At 33.2% G+C, this 19,298-nt stretch carries 19 protein-coding genes; 18 read left to right on the top strand and 1 reads right to left on the bottom strand.

Features of this window, described 5'->3' with window-relative positions:
• Positions 1-92 precede the first annotated feature (92 nt).
• The 15 genes from gmk to ACM591_RS09640 all read left to right on the top strand — a co-directional run bounded on the left by gmk (position 93) and on the right by ACM591_RS09640 (position 15,678).
• The gene (gene gmk, locus ACM591_RS09710; protein WP_029377522.1) at positions 93-716 is read left to right on the top strand and encodes a guanylate kinase; all 624 of its coding nucleotides are present in this window, start codon (positions 93-95) and stop codon (positions 714-716) included.
• Positions 716-928, top strand: coding sequence for a DNA-directed RNA polymerase subunit omega (gene rpoZ, locus ACM591_RS09705; protein ID WP_029377521.1), 213 nt, complete (start codon positions 716-718; stop codon positions 926-928). The genes gmk and rpoZ overlap by 1 nt, the downstream gene beginning before the upstream one ends.
• Before the next feature lie 402 nt (positions 929-1,330).
• Positions 1,331-2,539 carry a bifunctional phosphopantothenoylcysteine decarboxylase/phosphopantothenate--cysteine ligase CoaBC gene (gene coaBC, locus ACM591_RS09700; protein WP_326025710.1) on the top strand — a complete coding sequence of 403 codons (1,209 nt, stop codon included), beginning with the start codon at positions 1,331-1,333 and terminating at the stop codon, positions 2,537-2,539.
• 1 nt (position 2,540) lies between these two features.
• Positions 2,541-4,949 carry a primosomal protein N' gene (priA, locus tag ACM591_RS09695; protein WP_326025711.1) on the top strand — a complete coding sequence of 803 codons (2,409 nt, stop codon included), beginning with the start codon at positions 2,541-2,543 and terminating at the stop codon, positions 4,947-4,949.
• Positions 4,950-5,292: 343 nt separating this feature from the next.
• Positions 5,293-5,487, top strand: coding sequence for a hypothetical protein (locus ACM591_RS09690; RefSeq protein ID WP_029377518.1), 195 nt, complete (start codon positions 5,293-5,295; stop codon positions 5,485-5,487).
• A gap of 81 nt (positions 5,488-5,568) precedes the next feature.
• The gene (locus ACM591_RS09685; protein ID WP_029377517.1) at positions 5,569-6,258 is read left to right on the top strand and encodes a GNAT family N-acetyltransferase; all 690 of its coding nucleotides are present in this window, start codon (positions 5,569-5,571) and stop codon (positions 6,256-6,258) included.
• Positions 6,259-6,505: 247 nt separating this feature from the next.
• Positions 6,506-6,994 (top strand): peptide deformylase, encoded by a 489-nt coding sequence (locus ACM591_RS09680; RefSeq protein ID WP_029377516.1) that lies wholly within the window; start codon positions 6,506-6,508, stop codon positions 6,992-6,994.
• Entirely contained in the window at positions 6,987-7,919 is a 933-nt protein-coding gene (gene fmt / locus ACM591_RS09675; protein ID WP_029377515.1) for a methionyl-tRNA formyltransferase, read from the top strand. The genes ACM591_RS09680 and fmt overlap by 8 nt, the downstream gene beginning before the upstream one ends.
• Before the next feature lie 2 nt (positions 7,920-7,921).
• Entirely contained in the window at positions 7,922-9,229 is a 1,308-nt protein-coding gene (gene rsmB / locus ACM591_RS09670; RefSeq protein WP_232164505.1) for a 16S rRNA (cytosine(967)-C(5))-methyltransferase RsmB, read from the top strand.
• Positions 9,229-10,326 carry a 23S rRNA (adenine(2503)-C(2))-methyltransferase RlmN gene (gene rlmN / locus ACM591_RS09665; protein WP_038678346.1) on the top strand — a complete coding sequence of 366 codons (1,098 nt, stop codon included), beginning with the start codon at positions 9,229-9,231 and terminating at the stop codon, positions 10,324-10,326. Before rsmB ends, rlmN begins: the two co-directional genes overlap by 1 nt.
• 4 nt (positions 10,327-10,330) lie before the next feature.
• Positions 10,331-11,074: a Stp1/IreP family PP2C-type Ser/Thr phosphatase gene (locus ACM591_RS09660; protein WP_038678348.1), complete on the top strand. Its 744-nt coding sequence runs from the start codon at positions 10,331-10,333 to the stop codon at positions 11,072-11,074.
• Positions 11,071-13,110 (top strand): Stk1 family PASTA domain-containing Ser/Thr kinase, encoded by a 2,040-nt coding sequence (pknB, locus tag ACM591_RS09655; protein ID WP_058625814.1) that lies wholly within the window; start codon positions 11,071-11,073, stop codon positions 13,108-13,110. Before ACM591_RS09660 ends, pknB begins: the two co-directional genes overlap by 4 nt.
• 406 nt (positions 13,111-13,516) lie before the next feature.
• The gene (rsgA, locus tag ACM591_RS09650; protein WP_029377510.1) at positions 13,517-14,392 is read left to right on the top strand and encodes a ribosome small subunit-dependent GTPase A; all 876 of its coding nucleotides are present in this window, start codon (positions 13,517-13,519) and stop codon (positions 14,390-14,392) included.
• On the top strand, positions 14,393-15,037 hold the full coding sequence (rpe, locus tag ACM591_RS09645; protein ID WP_326025714.1) for a ribulose-phosphate 3-epimerase: 645 nt from the start codon (positions 14,393-14,395) through the stop codon (positions 15,035-15,037).
• Between the two features lie 5 nt (positions 15,038-15,042).
• Positions 15,043-15,678, top strand: a complete 636-nt coding sequence (locus ACM591_RS09640; protein WP_029377508.1) for a thiamine diphosphokinase — start codon at positions 15,043-15,045, stop codon at positions 15,676-15,678.
• Between the two features lie 85 nt (positions 15,679-15,763).
• Here ACM591_RS09640 and rpmB read toward each other — a convergent pair whose 3' ends face one another.
• Positions 15,764-15,952: a 50S ribosomal protein L28 gene (rpmB, locus tag ACM591_RS09635; RefSeq protein WP_002483503.1), complete on the bottom strand. Its 189-nt coding sequence runs from the start codon at positions 15,950-15,952 to the stop codon at positions 15,764-15,766.
• A gap of 248 nt (positions 15,953-16,200) precedes the next feature.
• Between rpmB and ACM591_RS09630 the strand changes: the two genes are divergently transcribed.
• The 3 genes from ACM591_RS09630 to sdaAB all read left to right on the top strand — a co-directional run bounded on the left by ACM591_RS09630 (position 16,201) and on the right by sdaAB (position 19,294).
• Entirely contained in the window at positions 16,201-16,572 is a 372-nt protein-coding gene (locus tag ACM591_RS09630; protein WP_029377507.1) for an Asp23/Gls24 family envelope stress response protein, read from the top strand.
• Between the two features lie 14 nt (positions 16,573-16,586).
• On the top strand, positions 16,587-18,245 hold the full coding sequence (fakA, locus tag ACM591_RS09625; RefSeq protein ID WP_042362858.1) for a fatty acid kinase catalytic subunit FakA: 1,659 nt from the start codon (positions 16,587-16,589) through the stop codon (positions 18,243-18,245).
• 383 nt (positions 18,246-18,628) lie between these two features.
• Positions 18,629-19,294, top strand: a complete 666-nt coding sequence (gene sdaAB / locus ACM591_RS09620; protein ID WP_326025717.1) for an L-serine ammonia-lyase, iron-sulfur-dependent subunit beta — start codon at positions 18,629-18,631, stop codon at positions 19,292-19,294.
• The last annotated feature ends 4 nt before the right edge of the window (positions 19,295-19,298 follow it).

Here is a 19,298-nt window from a genome sequence, read left to right as displayed (position 1 = left end):
CAAAGTTTGTCCTTTCCTATGCTATACAACTAATTAGAGATTGTGGTATCATTGTCTAATAATAGTAGAACAGTTTAGAGAGGTAGTAAGTCATGGAAAATGAGAAAGGTTTGTTGATTGTACTATCTGGACCTTCTGGCGTTGGAAAAGGTACAGTTAGAAAAAAAATATTTGATGATCCGTCCACATCTTATAAGTATTCTATTTCGATGACAACACGTGACAAGCGTGAAGGTGAAGTCGATGGTGTTGATTATTTCTTCAAAGCTAAATCAGAATTTGAAGAATTGATTAAGCAAGATCAATTTATAGAATATGCTGAGTTTGTAGGAAATTATTATGGGACACCCGTGCAATACGTTAAAGACACAATGGATCAAGGTCATGATGTGTTTTTAGAAATTGAAGTAGAGGGTGCTAAACAAGTGCGCAAAAAATTCCCGGATGCACTATTTATTTTTCTTGCGCCACCAAGTTTAGATCATTTACGTGAACGACTCGTGGGTCGTGGAACAGAATCCAGTGAGAAGATTCAAAGCCGAGTGCATGAAGCGCGTCGAGAAGTTGAAATGATGAACTTGTATGATTATGTTGTTGTGAATGATGAAGTAGACTTAGCAAAACAACGCATTCAATCGATAGTAGAAGCTGAGCACTTGAAGAGGGAACGTATTGAAGCAAAATACAGAAAAATGATACTGGAGGCAAAAAAATAATGTTACAACCACCATTAAACCAATTAACAGATAAAATAAACTCAAAATACTTAGTAGCAACTACTGCTGCAAAACGTGCACGTGAATTGGATGAAAAACCTGAAACTGCATTATTAAATAAATATATTTCAAAAAAACCTGTAGGTAAAGCCTTAGAAGAAATTGCTGACGGTGAAGTTTTTCCTGACGAACTATTCCTAAAATCTTTCTAAAAATAACAAACTTGAGATATAGTATAGAACATATGCGTTTTTGAAAGTGGAATTTTAAAGTGAGCCTGAGACATCAACAAATGTCTCAGGCTTTTTAATTATAAAGACCACGCTTTAAATAAAGTATTGCGCGTATTCTTATACATGAGTAAAGATTTAAAATGATATTTTCACTTAAAGATTTTTAACAATGAATCATACTTTTTAGGGTGAGACCAAGAAATCATTTTAGAAAAATAAGATTTCCGTCTTACTCTTTTTAATTTAGTTATTAATTTGTGTATAATGATGAGTAATCAAAGTATTCTTAAAAGCTTAAATCATTAAACTTAATTTAGGCTTACACAAAAATGTTGACTTAAAAAGTCATATTTAATTCATTTGAAGGAGAATGACAATAATATGAAACGAATATTACTCGCTGTTACAGGTGGTATTGCGGCATATAAAGCTATCGATTTAACTAGTAAATTAACACAAGCAAATTATGATGTAAGAGTAATGCTTACTGATCATGCGCAAGAGTTTGTTACACCATTAGCGTTTCAAGCAATTGGTAGAAATCCAGTGTATACAAGTACTTTTAAAGAACAAAACCCTGAGGAAATACAACACGTTGCGCTAGGAGATTGGGCGGATGCTATTGTTGTTGCTCCTGCTACTGCAAATACAATCGCCAAATTAGCTAATGGTATTGCTGATGACATGGTAACCTCTACATTGTTAGCTACTGAGACACCAAAATTCATTGCACCTGCTATGAATGTCAATATGTATGAAAATCGCAGAACACAACAAAATTTAGCTACTTTGAGTTCAGATGGTTATTACTTCCTTGAACCAGGTGAAGGCTTTTTGGCATGTGGTTATGTTGCAAAAGGAAGAATGGAAGAACCATTACAAATTGTAGAACGATTGAATCAATATTTTAATGAAGGGACTCAAAATCCGATTTATAAAAACAGCCGCTTTGAAGGAAAACACGCATTAGTTACTGCTGGTCCTACAGTCGAAGAACTCGATCCTGTGCGTTATTTATCTAACCGTGCTTCAGGTAAAATTGGATATGCTTTAGCAGAATCACTTACAAAACGCGGCGCTATAGTTACACTCGTTACGGGACCAACTCATTTAACACCACCAGCAAATGTAGAAGTAGTCCAAGTTCAAAGTGCGGAAGACATGTTTCATGCAGTAAAAAAACATTTCGAGAATCAAGACATTGTGTTTAAAGCAGCAGCAGTATCAGACTACGCACCAGTCAATACACTTGAACATAAATTGAAAAAACAAGAAGGCACCCTGTCAGTTTCATTTAAACGTACCCCTGATATCTTAAAATATTTAGGTGAGCATAAAACACATCAATTTTTAGTGGGATTTGCAGCAGAAACTCAAAATATAGCTGAATATGCTCAAAAGAAACTAAAAAATAAAAATGCGGATGTAGTCATTGCAAATAATGTAGGGGATAGAACCATTGGTTTTAGTTCAGATGATAATGACTACACAATGTACTATAAAACAGGCGACACGGCAGCGTTAGGGAAACATAAAAAAGTCGAATTAGCGGAGCACATACTGAATAGTTTAGAAACAAGGTGGCAATAATATGATAGCTAAGGTAATTGTTGATATACCTTCCAAGAGCGTTGATTTCACATTTGACTATATAATTCCTTCGAGATTACAGTCAATGGTTCAGGTAGGTATGCGAGTTATTGTTCCATTTGGTCCAAGAACCATTCAAGGTTATGTTATGCAAGTCACGGATAAACCTGATGACAATATAGATATCGCAAAATTAAAAGAAATTAAAGAAATACAAGATATCAAACCAGAATTAACAGAAGAACTCATCCAATTAACTGAATGGTATAATAATTACTTCGTAACTAAACGGATTTCAATGTTAGAGGTAATGTTGCCAAGTGCTATAAAGGCAAAATACACAAAAGTATTTTCAATTGTAGATGTTGACGCAGTTCCAGAAGAACTTAAAGTTAAGTTTGATAAGGATGGCCAGTATCCTTATAAAGAAGCTCAATATAATGATGACTTAGGCCAAATCGTACCGTTACTCAAGCAAGGTATAGTATCGGAAATGACACTTTTATCTCAAAATGTTAGTAAAAAGAAACAACGTGCCGTAAGTATAATTGAAGGCTTCGACTATGATAGCATCTTAAATTCATTGGAAAAATCTAAAAAACAGTACGAGCTCTATGCCTATTTGTTAGATGAGCGTCATCATACGGTACTATTAAAAGATTTAGAAGAGATGGGTTTTTCTAAATCAAGTATTGATACTTTAATGCGTAAAGGTTTTGTAGAAAAGTATGATGCCATTGTTGAACGTGATCCATTTGAAACACGCGTTTTTGAACAAGATCAAAAACAACAACTTACTTATGACCAACAAGAGGCTTATAAATCTATACTTGAAAGTATTCAAGCGCATCGACAACGTACTTATTTACTTCATGGTGTCACTGGATCAGGAAAGACAGAAGTTTATCTACAAACGATTGAAGAAGTTTTGAAATTAGGAAGACAAGCGATGATGTTAGTGCCAGAAATTGCTTTGACACCTCAAATGGTTTTAAGGTTTAAAAGGAGATTCGGTGACGAAGTAGCGGTGTTACATTCCGGTTTGTCCAAAGGTGAGCGCTATGATGAATGGCAGAAAATAAGAGATGGTAAAGCGAGTGTAAGTGTAGGTGCAAGGTCAAGTGTTTTCGCGCCATTTAAAAACTTAGGGATGATTATAATTGATGAAGAACATGAGTCTTCATATAAACAAGAAGATTACCCTAGGTATCAGGCTAGAGATATAGCTCAATGGCGAAGTCAATATCATCAATGTCCATTAATTTTAGGGAGTGCGACACCAAGTCTTGAAACATACGCGAGAGCAGAAAAAGGCGTCTATGAATTGTTGTCACTACCCAATAGAGTCAATCAACAAGCATTGCCAGAAATTGAAATTGTCGATATGAGAACTGAACTTAGTTCAGGTAATCGGTCAATGTTTTCAGAACAATTACGTAAAGCTATACAACAAAGATTAGATAAAAAAGAACAAATCGTATTGTTTCTAAATCGACGGGGATATGCTTCGTTTATGTTATGTAGGGATTGTGGTCATGTACCTCAATGTCCAAACTGTGATATCTCTCTTACTTATCATAAATCAACAGATCAACTCAAATGTCATTACTGTGGACATCAAGAAGTGCCCCCCAATAAATGTCCGAACTGTGAAAGTGAGCATATTCGACAAGTAGGTACAGGAACACAACGAGTAGAAGAATTATTACAAGAGGCGTTCCAAGAGGCACGTATTATACGTATGGATGTGGATACAACTTCAAGAAAAGGCGCACATGAAAAACTTTTAGATGATTTTGGAGCAGGTAAAGGAGATATTTTACTAGGCACACAAATGATTGCAAAAGGCTTAGATTTCCCTAATATTACACTAGTAGGCGTTTTAAATGCTGATACCATGTTAAATCTTCCGGATTTTAGAGCTAGTGAAAGAACGTATCAGTTATTAACTCAAGTTTCTGGTCGAGCTGGTAGACATGAAAAAGAAGGGGAAGTTATCATTCAGACATATAATCCAGAACACTATGCTATTAAAGATGTTCAAGCTAACGATTATACAGCTTTTTTTAATAAGGAAATGAATTATCGTAAAATGGGTAAATATCCTCCCTATTTCTTTTTAATCAACTTCACGATTGCTCATAAAGAGATGAAAAAAGTTATGGAAGCATCGAAACATATTCATAAAATTTTGTTACAACATTTAACGGATAAAGCATTAGTACTTGGCCCATCGCCAGCAGCATTATCTCGTATCAACAATGAATACCGTTTTCAAATTTTAGTGAAATATAAAAGTGAACCTGCATTACATGAGGCACTAAAATACTTAGATGATTATTATCATGATCAATACTTAAAAGAAAAACTATCTTTAAAGATAGACATAAATCCACAAATGATGATGTGATTTTATTTAAACCTGAAAAATAATGTAATGCTTAAAGTAGATAATCAATTAGACAAGTAGCTAGTTTGGATAAAATATCCACATGCTACTTGTTTTTTTGTATAATTCGGTCTAAAACATTAAAATATTTATAAAAAACATAAGAAATATATAATTTAATAATATTTACAAAAAATAATCAATTTTAACTTTGCATTTAATGATAAATGAAGTTATATTAAAGAGTAAGGAGTACTACTTAAATTGTAGGCAAGTTGATATAAGCTTGTAGTAAAAAAGAAGTAAAGTATATTTTCTAATGTTGAAGTTGGTTTTTAAAATTGATGTTAAAGGAGTTGTGCTTATGAGTTTGCTTAGCAATAGAGAAGCGGTTGGCTTAAGCGTAGTGGAATTATCAAATCGTATTACATCATTATATAATACGTCACTTAGTCCTGAAATGATTGAATTGATAGAGGAGAAAAAAACGAAATTAAATCATCAAGATGCGCAAATATTAGCAGAATTTTTTAATACAACTTCAGAGGATGTATATTAGATAAACAAAATTATATAGTTATAAATAGGATACAGTCACATAACTATTTAAGGATACTGAGAATCGAGGGGGCAAATACATATGGAGTATAACGAATTCAATCAACCTATTGGTAAGAAAGTAGTTGGTTTTCAAGTACCTATTTTGCCGAATGCGTTATCTATAGAAGGGCGATATTGTCGTTTAGAAAAGTTGAAACCAAAACATGGTGAAGGCTTATATGCTCATTTTGGTACGGTTGAGGATTTACCTAATTGGACTTATTTGCCAGATGAGCAACCTAAAGATTTAGAAGCATTTCAAGTGTACCTAAATAAAAAATTTGAAACTAAAGATCCGTATTTTTTTGCTATTATCGATAAACAAACAGAACAAGCAGTGGGTATCATTGCTTTGCTTAGAATAGATCAGTCAAATGGCTCCATCGAAGTTGGTCATATTCATTATGCTAATATTTTAAAACGAACACGTATTGCAACTGAGGTTCAATTTTTACTAGCTAGGTATGTTTTCGAAACGCTAGGCTATAGAAGATATGAATGGAAATGCGATGCACTTAATAAACCTTCTATTAAAGCTGCAAAACGTTTAGGCTTTAAATACGAAGGTGTCTTTCGAAATCATAAAGTTTATAAAGCACGTAATCGAGACACCTGTTGGTTATCTATCATTGATAGCGAATGGCCTAAATATAAGCAACAATATGAAAAGTGGTTAGATGAGAAGAATTTCGATGAATTAGGTAATCAAATTCATCGCTTATCTATCTAATATTAATCTTTAATATAAAATATGAAAAGCAGTCAATTTTTATGGAATGAATTTATCGAATTGTGATAAAATCATTCCTTTTTTTATAAAAAAATAATAAGGACAAATAACTTAACGCTCGCGTTGAAAAGGGATACAACAATACAAATTTACGCGATATATTAAAATCATAAATTTGAATGTATGATGCAATTTCCATTAAAATAAGTTATAATGATATGATGAATTTTTATGAGGAGATATAACTATGACAATTAAGCAGCTTGTAACAAGCAAACACCCAATACTTAAAAAGACAATACCAAGCGTAACTCAATTTGATAAACGATTAGAACAACTGTTGTTAGATTTAGAAGATACGATGTATGATGTTGAAGCATCTGCAATTTGTGCACCCCAAATAGGTATTGAACAAAAAGTAGCTATTATAGATATGGAGATAGATGGTTTGTTACAACTGATTAATCCTCAATTAGTAAGTGAATCTGAAGAAAAAGTGACAGATTTAGAAGGTTCTATTAGTATGCCCGATGTATTCGCTGAAGTAACTAGAAGTAAAATGATTGTGGTTAAAAGCAATGATAAGCAGGGTAATGAAGTAGAAATGACAGCATACGATGATATTGCTAGAATGATTTTACATATGATTGATCATTTTGATGGCATATTATTTACAGAACGTGCAGAGCGTATTTTAGACGAAGCTGAGATGGAGGCGTATTTTGACAATGAGTAAAATTATCTTTATGGGAACACCTGATTTTTCAACAAAAGTATTAGAAATGTTAATTGCTGAACATAATGTGATTGCTGTTGTAACACAACCAGATAGACCAGTAGGTAGAAAGAGAACATTAACACCACCGCCTGTTAAAGAAGTGGCGACAAAACATGGATTACCGGTGTATCAACCAGAAAAATTAGCTCAATCAGAAGATTTAGAAAAACTTATTGCTTTAGATGCAGATTTAATTGTCACAGCAGCTTTCGGTCAAATTTTACCGGAATCATTATTAAATGCTCCTAAGTTAGGAGCAATCAATGTACATGCGTCATTATTACCAAAATACAGAGGTGGAGCACCAATACATCAAGCAATTATAGATGGTCAAAAAGAAACAGGTATTTCTATCATGTATATGGTTAAAAAATTAGATGCAGGAGATATCATCTCCCAACGTGCAATTGCAATAACAGAGCAAGATGATGTTGGCTCAATGCATGATAAATTAAGTTTCTTGGGTGCAGATTTATTAAAAGAGACATTGCCTTCAATTATAAATGGAACAAATCAACGCATAGAACAGAATGAAGACGAAGCAACATTTGCATCAAACATTAGCCGTGATCAAGAAAAAATAGATTGGTCTCAGTCAGCCGAATCAATATACAATCATATAAGAGGTCTTTCGCCTTGGCCAGTCGCATATACAGAAATGGACGATGGTAACTTAAAAATATATGCTAGTCGTATTGAACAGGGTAAGACAGGTGAACCCGGAACAATTATAGAAACAACGAAAAAAGCAATTATTGTTGCTACAGGTTCTAACGATGCTATCGCATTAACAGATATACAAGTTGCAGGTAAAAAACGTATGTTAGCTGCAAACTATTTAAGCGGAGTACAAACTGCGCTTGTTGGGAAGGTACTATCATGACAATCGATACAAATGTAAGATTATTAGCATTTGAAACAATCCAAGATATTATAAATGATAAAGCTTACAGTAATATTATTATTAACGAAGTATTATCAAATAATGAATTAAACAGAGCAGACAAAAGTTTGTTTACAGAACTTGTATATGGCACATTGAAAAGAAAATATACATTAGATTATTTATTAAAACCATTTGTACAGACAAAACTTAAAGGTTGGGTTAGACAACTACTTTGGATGAGTATTTACCAATATGCTTATTTAGATAAAATTCCTGAACATGCTATCATCCATGAAGCGGTAGAAATCGCTAAATATAAAGGTGGACCACATAATGGAAACGTAGTTAATGGTATTTTAAGAAACATGATGCGTAGTGAATTGCCAGACTTTACGGAAATTACAGATGACAAGAAGAGAATTGCTATTGAATACAGCTTGCCTAAATGGTTAGTCGATCACTGGGTTACACATCTTGGCTTAGAAAAGACAGAAGAGATTGCGCAATCTTTCTTAGATAAAGTATCAACTACTGTGCGAGTAAATCTAACGAGAATTACTGTTGATGAAGCAATAAGAAGATTAACAGATGATGATTATATTGTAGAACTAGATAAAGAAATTGATACATGTCTGCATATTAGTGGTAAGCCAATTATTGAATCAAGACTATTTAAAGATGGACTCGTGTCAATTCAGGATAAAAGTTCGATGTTCGTCGGTGAAATTATGTCATTAACAGAAGGCGATAAAGTACTTGATGCATGTAGTGCACCAGGTGGCAAAGCTTGTCATATAGCTGAAATATTAAACGGTACAGGTCATGTTGATGCGACTGATATTCATGAACACAAAATTGATTTAATTGATTTCAATATTAAAAAATTACGTTTATCTAACATTTCTGCTTTTGAACACGATGCAACTGAAAAATATGATAAAGTGTATGATAAGATTTTAGTTGATGCACCATGTAGCGGGTTAGGTGTGTTAAGACACAAGCCTGAAATTAAATACGAGCAATCACAACATTCAATTCAGTCATTAGTTGAAATTCAATTAGAAATTTTGAATAATGTAAAAGATAGCGTGAAACCAGGTGGCACAATTATTTATTCAACTTGTACGATTGAACAAATGGAAAATGAAAACGTAATATATACGTTCTTAAAAGCGAATAACGATTTTGAATTCGATGCTTTTGAACACCCAATAACTGGAGAAAAAGTGAAGACAATGCAAGTTCTACCTCAAGATTTTAACTCTGATGGCTTTTTCATTACTAGGATAAAAAGAAAGGAAACGTAATAAATGATAACTACAGAAAAGAAAAAAAGAATAAATTTCTTCCCGATTTTGAAAAGCAATCAATTTATTCACTAAGATACGATGAGATGCAAGAATGGTTAGTTAGTAATGGTCAACAAAAATTCAGAGCAAAACAAATTTTTGAATGGTTATATGAAAAACGCGTTGATAGTATTGATGAGATGTCAAACCTATCAAAAGAATTACGTGAAGTTTTAAAAGCCAGTTTTACTATGACTACAATGACTACAGTGGTTAAACAAGAAAGTAAAGATGGTACAATTAAGTTCCTTTTCGAACTACAAGATGGTTACACGATTGAAACAGTATTGATGAGACATGAATATGGAAATTCAGTATGTGTAACTACACAAGTTGGCTGTCGTATTGGCTGTACGTTCTGTGCCTCTACATTAGGTGGTTTAAAACGTAACTTAGAAGCGGGCGAAATCGTTTCACAAGTATTAACAGTACAAAAGGCATTAGACGAAACAGAGGAACGTGTATCTCAAATTGTAATTATGGGTATCGGCGAACCATTTGAAAATTATGATGAAATGATGGATTTCTTGAAGATTGTTAATGACGATAACGGTTTAAATATCGGTGCGCGTCATATTACAGTTTCTACTTCAGGTATTATTCCACGTATTTATGATTTTGCTGATGAAGATATTCAAATTAACTTTGCAGTTAGCTTGCACGGTGCAAACGATGAAGTTCGTTCACGATTGATGCCAATTAATAGAGCTTATAATGTTGAAAAATTAATGGAAGCAATTAATTATTATCAAGAAAAAACAAACAGACGTATTACATTTGAGTATGGTTTATTTGGCGGTGTAAATGACCAAGTAGAACACGCTAGGGAACTTGCGCATTTAATACAAAAATTAAATTGTCATGTTAACTTAATTCCAGTAAATCACGTACCGGAAAGAAATTACGTTAAAACTCCGAAAGAGGATATCTTTAAGTTCGAAAAAGAGTTAAAACGATTAGGTATCAATGCAACAATTAGACGTGAACAAGGTGCAGATATCGATGCTGCATGTGGACAACTAAGAGCTAAGGAACGAAAAGTAGAAACGAGGTAGAGACATGCTAAATGCACAATTTTTTACTGACACAGGACAATATCGTGATAAAAACGAAGATGCTGGTGGCGTTTTTTACAATCGTACAGAACAACAATTATTAGTGCTTTGTGATGGCATGGGAGGTCATTTAGCAGGTGAAGTAGCTAGCCAGTTCGTAACAAGAGAGTTACAGCAAAGATTTGAAGAAGAAAATTTAATCGAGGCAGATCAAGCTGAAACTTGGTTAAAAACAACTTTAAAAGCTATTAACCGTGAACTCTATGACAAATCAGTAGAAAACCCAGAATACCAAGGTATGGGTACAACTTGTGTTTGTGCTTTAGTATTTGATAATTATGTGGTCGTTGCAAATATTGGAGATTCACGTGCCTATTTAGTCAATAGTAGAGAGATTGAGCAAATTACAAATGATCATTCTTTCGTGAATCACCTTGTTATGATTGGACAAATCAGTGCTGAAGAAGCATATACGCATCCACAACGTAATATCATTACAAAAGTAATGGGCACAGATAGATTGGTGACACCAGATATTTTTGTGAAAAAGACAAAGTTTTATGACTATCTCATGTTGAATTCAGATGGTTTAACTGATTTTGTACGTAATCATAAAATTCAAGAAGCATTGCTCCAAGACAACGAATTAGAAACACAAGGTCAATATTTAATTGAACTTGCATTAACAGAAGGTACGAATGATAATGTGAGTTTAGTTTTGGCTGAGGTCGAAGGTGATAAAGTATGATAGGCAAAATAATTAATGAACGTTACAAAGTAACTAAAAAACTTGGTGGCGGTGGAATGAGCAGAGTCTATCTTGCTGAAGACTCGATCCTCAAACGAAGTGTTGCAATTAAAGCTATAAGAATTCCACCAGGTGAAAAAGAAGAAGCAATTAAAAGATTTGAGCGAGAAGTACATAATTTAACGCAATTATCCCATAGTAATATTGTTAATGTCTTTGATGTTACAGAAGATGATGAAAACTTCTATTTAGTTATGGAATATATTGAAGGTTTAACATTATCGGAATACATTCAAAAGAATCATCCATTAGATATAGACACAATATTAAATTTTATAAATCAAATTATCAATGGTATTAAACACGCTCATGATACAAAAATTGTGCACAGAGATATTAAACCGCAAAATATTTTAGTGGATAAAGATGAAACATTAAAAATATTGGATTTTGGTATAGCTAAAGCATTAAGTGAAACAACAATGACAGAAACAAATCATGTGTTAGGTACTGTCCAATATCTATCTCCAGAACAAGCACGTGGAGATATTACAGATAATGGCACAGATATCTATTCAATGGGTGTTGTATTATATGAAATGCTTATTGGTAAACCGCCATTTTCTGGAGAAACAGCTGTCAGTATTGCTATAAAGCATATTCAAGATCCTATGCCTAATGTAACTGATGAACGTTCAGATATTCGTCAAGCTTTAAGCAATGTTGTACTAAAAGCAACTGAAAAAGACAAGATGGAGCGTTACCAATCAGTAAGAGAAATGCAAAATGATTTAGAAACTGTTATGTCAGATGAACGTGCATCAGAAGACAGATATCAATCTTCTATCACGAGTACTAAGACAGTACCGATAAATAAATCAGAAATTGCTAATCAAACACGCGAAGAAGACAAAGGGAAGAGCATTAGTGAGACAATGCAAATACCTATTGTCAATCAACAACAATTTCAATCCAGTGAAGAACATATCTATGCAGTTCCTAGAAAAAAACGTTCTAAGAAAAAGAAATTTTTATATACTTTAATTATTGTTTTGTTGTTATTTGGTCTGTTTAGCTTTATGGCTATGGGTATGTTTGGTAACAAATATTTAGAAACGCCAGATATAACTGGGAAAACTGAAAAAGAAGCCGAACATATTTTAAAAGAACATAAATTACAAATGGGTAAAACTACTCGTGAGTATAGTGATAAATACCCTGAAAATAAAATAATAAAAACGAAGCCCGAAAAAGGCGAGCGACTAGAGCAAAATAGTAAAGTTGATATTGTGATGTCTAAAGGACCACAATTAGCTGAAATGCCAAGTTTATATGGTATGTCAAAATCTGATGCAATCAGTAAGCTGGAAGATTTAGGTATAAAAGATACTAAAGTTAAACAATCTTATACTAAACAAAATGTAGCTAAAGGTTTAATTGAATCACAAAACATTTCACCTGGTGATAAAGTGAAAGTTAATGACAGTAATATTGAATTAATTGAGTCACTAGGAACCAAACAAGTTTATGTTGATGATTATGAAAATAAATCCTTTAAAGCTGCTAAAGAAGACCTAGAATCTAAAGGTTTTAAAGTAGAAGTTTCAGAAGAAAGAAATGATGATAAAGTCAAAAAAGATGACGTTATTAGCCAGTCACCAAAAGGTGAGGAAGTAGATGAAGGTTCTACGATATCCTTTGTCGTATCTAAAGGTAAAGAAGAGACTAAAGAAGAACCTAAGGATGACGCTAAAGACAAAGAGAAAGACGATTCTAAAGATGAAGAAACTGCAACGAAAGAATATACTGAAACATACCAAGTGCAATATACTGGTGATGATGATAAAAGTCAAGAAGTGAAAGTATATATTAGAGATAAAGATGACCAAGGGTCATCAGCAGCACAGACTTATAAGATTAAAGAAAACAAGACTATCAAGATACCGATGACAATTGAAAAAGGTAAGACGGCTGGTTTTACTGTTCGTGTTGATGATAAGGTTGTTGCTGATAAAGATATTCCTTATGATTTTTAGCGACACTTAACGAGAGAACGAGTTTAGTATCGCTTATGCAAGAGCAAAGATCTTGCGAACCGAGCGAGAGAACGAGTTTAGTGTCGCTTATGCAAGAGCAAAGATCTTGCGAACCGAGCGAGAGAACGAGTTTAGTGTCGCTTATGCAAGAGCAAAGATCTTGCGAACCGAGCGAGAGAACGAGTTTAGTGTCGCTAACAAATTTAACGCCAATGTAATCATTTAATTGACTACATTGGTGTTTTGTATATCAATTAAAGTGAATTATAAAAATGGTATAAGTCTTTATAGTAAATTTCCATACTAATCACTAATTTTTTATTCAAAATAAACTCAAATCATATTTAATTTAAAAAGGCTTTGCTATAATGTAAAGAGTAAAAGTAATTATAAGAGAGGTGCCTAAGTGAAGACAGGACGCATCATAAAATCAATTAGTGGCGTATATCGTGTAGATGTAGATGGCGAAATGTATGACACCAAGCCGCGAGGACTATTTAGAAAAAATAAATTTTCTCCCATCGTCGGTGATGTAGTGGATTTTGAAGTTGAAAATGTAACAGAAGGTTATATTCAACATGTGCATGAAAGAAAAAACGAAATCAAAAGACCACCTGTAAGTAATGTTGATCATCTTATTTTAGTAATGAGTGCAGTAGAGCCTGATTTTTCTACACAATTACTAGATCGTTTTTTAGTTATCGCACACTCATATCACATGCGTCCACGCATACTTATAACTAAAAAAGATTTAACTTCAATTGAAATGCAACAAAAGGTGTCACAATTATTAAACGTTTATGAGGACATGGGTTATAAGACTCAATTCATTAGTATTAATGATGACATCGAAAATGTTTTTGCACAATGGGGTGATGGATTAGCCGTATTAAGTGGTCAATCCGGTGTTGGGAAATCTACATTGCTGAATAAATATTTTCCAGATTTAGATATTGAAACACAACATATTTCAAAAGCCCTTAATCGCGGTCGTCATACTACTAGACATGTAGAACTTTTTGAAAGAACACATGGATATATTGCAGATACGCCGGGGTTTAGCGCATTAGATTTTGACCATATTCAAAAAGATGAACTGAAAAATTATTTTATGGAAATTCATGAGTATGGAGAGTCATGTAAATTTAGAGATTGTAATCATATTAATGAACCTAAGTGCAATGTCAAAATTAAAGTGGAACAAGGGAATATTACTCAGTTTAGATATGATCATTATGTTCAACTATTTAATGAGATTGCAAATAGAAAGGAAAGATATTAATTGGCAAAACTTTATCCATCTTTATTATCAGCAGATTTTTTAAATTTACAACAGGAATTAAAGGAGTTAGAAGAAGCTGGCGTAGATGGTGTACATTTTGATGTTATGGATGGTCAATTTGTACCCAATATTTCAATTGGTATTCCAATTTTAGATGCAGTTAGAAAGGGAACGAATTTACCTATTGATGTACATTTAATGATTGAGGAACCAGAAAAGTATGTAGAACTATTTGCAGCACATGGTGCAGATATGATTTCGGTTCATGTAGAGGCTACACCGCATATTCATCGTGTGATAGAACAAATTAAGAACGCAGATGTAAAGGCTGGCGTGGTGATAAATCCAGGGACACCAGTAGATGCAATTCTACCTATTATAAAAATGGTGGATTATGTATTAGTAATGACCGTGAATCCTGGTTTTGGGGGACAATCATTTATTGCTAATATGGTTGAGAAACTAGATCAACTATCTGAAATTAAACAAAGATTGAATTTAGATTTTGATATCGAAGTTGATGGTGGTATTAATGATAAGACAGTCCAAACCGTGATTGATCATGGCGCGAATATGTTAGTTGCAGGATCATACTTCTTCAAACAAAATGATTATAAGTCAGTTACTAAAACACTGAAAGGTTGACGTTAATGAAAGCCAATTTATTATGTGGTAATCGAAATTTACCTAAAGATATACTGGTTAATAGCGCTGATGCCGATTGGATTGGCATAGATAGAGGTACATTAATTTTGTTAGAAGCTGGTATCACACCGCAATTTGCAGTTGGTGATTTTGATTCAATTACACAAGAAGAGAAATCATTTATAGAGCGACAAATTGAAATAAATCCCTATAATTCAGAAAAAGATGATACAGATTTAGCATTAGGGATAGCTCAAGCGATACAAAGTGGATATAAAGAGATACATGTGTTTGGTGCTACAGGTGGTAGATTAGATCATTTTTTGGGTGCTTTACAAATCTTGGAGAAACCTGAATATGTAGAAGAAGATATAGTTATAAAATTAATTGATCAGTCGAATGAAATTCAATTTTTAAAACGAGGACTATATGATATTGAAGCGAATGACTTGTATCCATATATTTCTTTTATTCCCGCTTCGTATCCAACAGTCATCACGTTAAAGTATTTTAAATATAATCTTTATAAAGAAACGCTTGAACAGGGTTCTACATTAACTATTTCTAATGAGATTACATCTTCGCATGGAGAAGTTGAGGTAATTGAAGGGAATGTATTAATGATTCGTAGTAGAGATTAATATCAGTCATTCTACGTTGAGAAAATTATTTGAAAAAAAAACCAATCCTCCACATAAGGATTGGTTTTTTCGTGCATTATATTTATTAAACTCTAGTTACTTTACCAGATTTTAAAGCACGTGCAGAAACCCAAACTTTTTTAGGTTTTCCGTCTACAAGAATTCTAACTTTTTGAAGGTTAGCATTCCATCTTCTTTTAGAAGAATTTAAAGCGTGTGAACGATTGTTTCCAGTTGAAGCTTTACGACCTGTTACGAAACATTGTTTGCCCATGAAAGTACCTCCTTTAATAAATATAAATACACGTATCTACTACATACTTGAATAATGTACCATAAATAGAAAAATATAGCAATGTTATGAGAAATTTTTCTGATTTACATGACTTCTACTTTTGTTAGAAATAAATTATGGTATAATTGTAAACTGTGGATAAATATAGTATTTTATTATTAAACTCATCTTAAATAATTGTTTATTTACAGTTAGTTTCAGAACCATTAACTTTAGGAGGCAATTTTATGACGTTAGAAATCACAAATGATTATGGTAGCATAGATATTTCAAACGAAGTAATAGCATCAGTGGTGGGCAGTAAAGCAGTAGAATGTTATGGAATTGTAGGCATGGCTTCTAGACAACAAGTAAGAGACGGTATTGCCGAAATATTAGGGCATGAAAATTATTCTAAAGGCATTGTTGTAAGAGAAAACAATGGAGTGATTGATGTTGATATGTATACAATTGTCAGCTTCGGGACAAAAATATCAGAAGTTGCAAGCAATGTACAATCAACTGTGAAATATACATTAGAACAAACATTAAAAGTAAAAGTAAACTCAATAAATATATTTGTACAAGGTGTGCGCGTCAATAATGGCACGAAGAACTAGGAGGATATTACGCAATGGTTAGCAAAATAAATGGTAAATTATTTGCCGAAATGATTATACAAGGGGCACAAAATTTATCAAATCATGCAGATTTAGTCGATTCATTAAATGTATATCCAGTACCTGATGGAGACACAGGAACTAATATGAATTTGACTATGACATCTGGTAGAGAAGCAGTAGAAGAGAATTTGTCACAACATATAGGTGAACTAGGAAAGACATATTCTAAAGGTTTATTAATGGGTGCTAGAGGTAACTCTGGAGTAATACTTTCTCAATTATTTAGAGGCTTTAGTAAAAATTTAGAAGATTATGACGAAATCAATGCACAACAATTTGCTGAAAGCTTTAAAGCTGGTGTAGATACAGCTTATAAAGCAATTATGAAACCAGTAGAAGGTACAATCTTAACAGTAGCTAGAGATGCAGGAGATGCTGCAATGCGTAAAGCTGAAGAAACTGAAGATTGTATTGAGTTGATGACTTATATTTTAGAACAAGCAGAAATTTCACTTGAAAACACACCAAACTTATTACCAGTTTTAAAAGAAGTAGGAGTTGTTGATAGTGGTGGTAAAGGTTTGGTAGTGGTTTACGAAGGTTTCCTAAAAGCATTAAAAGGAGAAAAAGTATCCGCACAATCACCAAAATTAGACAAAGATTCATTGGTAAATGAAGCGCATGATTTTCATGGTGTGATTAATACTGAAGACATTGAATATGGTTATTGTACTGAAATGATGGTTCGTTTTGGTAAAAATAAAAAAACTTTCGATGAACAAGAATTCAGAGAAGATATGAGTGCATTTGGTGATTCTTTATTAGTGATTAATGATGAAGAAATAGTTAAAGTACACGTACATACTGAAAAACCAGGTGATGTATTTAATTACGGTCAACAATATGGTGAATTAATTAAATTAAAAGTAGAAAATATGCGTGAACAACACAGAGAAGTTGTGAAAAAAGAGCAAAATAATCAATCTGTACCTCAAAGTGATGAAAACGAAACTGTTGAAACTGCTGTAATTGCTATATCAATGGGTGATGGCGTTTCTGAGTTATTTAAATCAATGGGCGCAACACATATGATTAGTGGTGGCCAAACTATGAACCCATCGACGGAAGACATAGTGAAAATGATTGAACAATCACAATGTAAACGCGCGATCATTTTACCTAACAATAAAAATATCCTTATGGCTAGTGAACAAGCAGCTGATATTGTTGAAGCAGAAGCGATTGTTATTCCAACAAAATCTATTCCTCAAGGCATTGCTGCATTATTTAACTATGATGCGTCTGATTCACTTGATGATAATAAATCTCGTATGGTTGAGTCATTAGAAGCGGTTAATTCTGGTTCAGTTACTTATGCAGTTAGAGATACTAAAATAGATGGCGTTGAAATTAAAAAAGGCGCATTTATGGGCTTAGTAGAAGATAAAATTGTTACAAGTCAAGATAATGAGTTTGATACAGTTAAAGGCTTGCTTTCACAAATGATTGAAGAAGATAGTGAAATCATAACTATGATTGTTGGGGAAGATGCGAATGAAACTGTTACTGCCGAGATAGAAACATGGGTTGAGGAAACTTATCCAGATATCGAGCTAGATCAACATGATGGCCAGCAACCTGTATACCAATATTTATTTTCAGTAGAATGATCGCCGAAATAGTTATTGATTTAAACGCAATGATATATAGATGTGACTAAAAATTAAGCATCATTGTAAATAGGCTATGTTGTTAAACAATGGTTTGAATATTGTTTTATTGTAGGTTTAATATTAAACATTCTGATGTTTTGAGAGCGAGAGTACGAAATCAAATTTAGTTTTGATTTCTATTTCGCTCTCGTTTTTATGTAGTGATTTAATTTAATTATGCAAATTTATATGAATTGCAGTCAATTATATTTTTAACTTAAAAAGAACAATGCAACCAGTTTTGGTTTATAATGTCTAATGGACTTGTTATAATAAACTAGATGTTTGAGAATGTAAGCGCAACACTTTAGAAACATTAAAAACAAGAGTGGGGTATAATTATGAAATATAAAACAGTTTTCGATATAATTGGTCCAACAATGATAGGTCCGTCGTCATCTCATACAGCAGGGGCGGTAAGAATTGGATTGGTAGCAAGAGATTTATTTAATCAATTACCGAATCAAGTTGATATCTATTTGTATGGCTCATTTATGGAAACTTATAAAGGTCATGGCACAGATGTTGCACTTGTAGGTGGCTTATTAGGCTATGATACGGACGACGATAGAATACAAAAGAGTTTAGAAGCAGCAGAAACTGCAGGAATGAAAGTTAATTTTATAGAAATGGCTGAAGAGAGATCACATCCTAATACAGCTATTATAAATATGAGTAATGCTGAAAAGGAGATTTCGGTGGAAGGTGTGTCTATCGGTGGTGGTAAAATTGAAGTTGTAGCAATTAACGGCTTTAATATTGCAATTAGTGGGAATTACCCAGCATTGCTTGTATTTCACAAGGATACATTCGGCACGATCGGTAAAGTAGCTAATATTTTAGGAGATTCAAGTATTAATGTGGGAAGTATGCAAGTATCGAGAAAAGAAAAAGGCGATCAAGCGTTAATGACTTGCGAGTTAGACGATGCTGTAAACAAAGATATTATAGAGAAAATTAAAAACGTCGATGGTGTAGTGACGGTTTCACTCATGGGAGACGCCTAACGGA

The organism is Staphylococcus sp. Ze2, assembly GCF_048568365.1.
In the GTDB taxonomy this organism is placed as follows: Bacteria; Bacillota; Bacilli; order Staphylococcales; family Staphylococcaceae; genus Staphylococcus; species Staphylococcus xylosus.
Note: the sequence above shows the minus strand (reverse complement) of the source record. Positions and strands in the feature narration are given on the sequence as shown.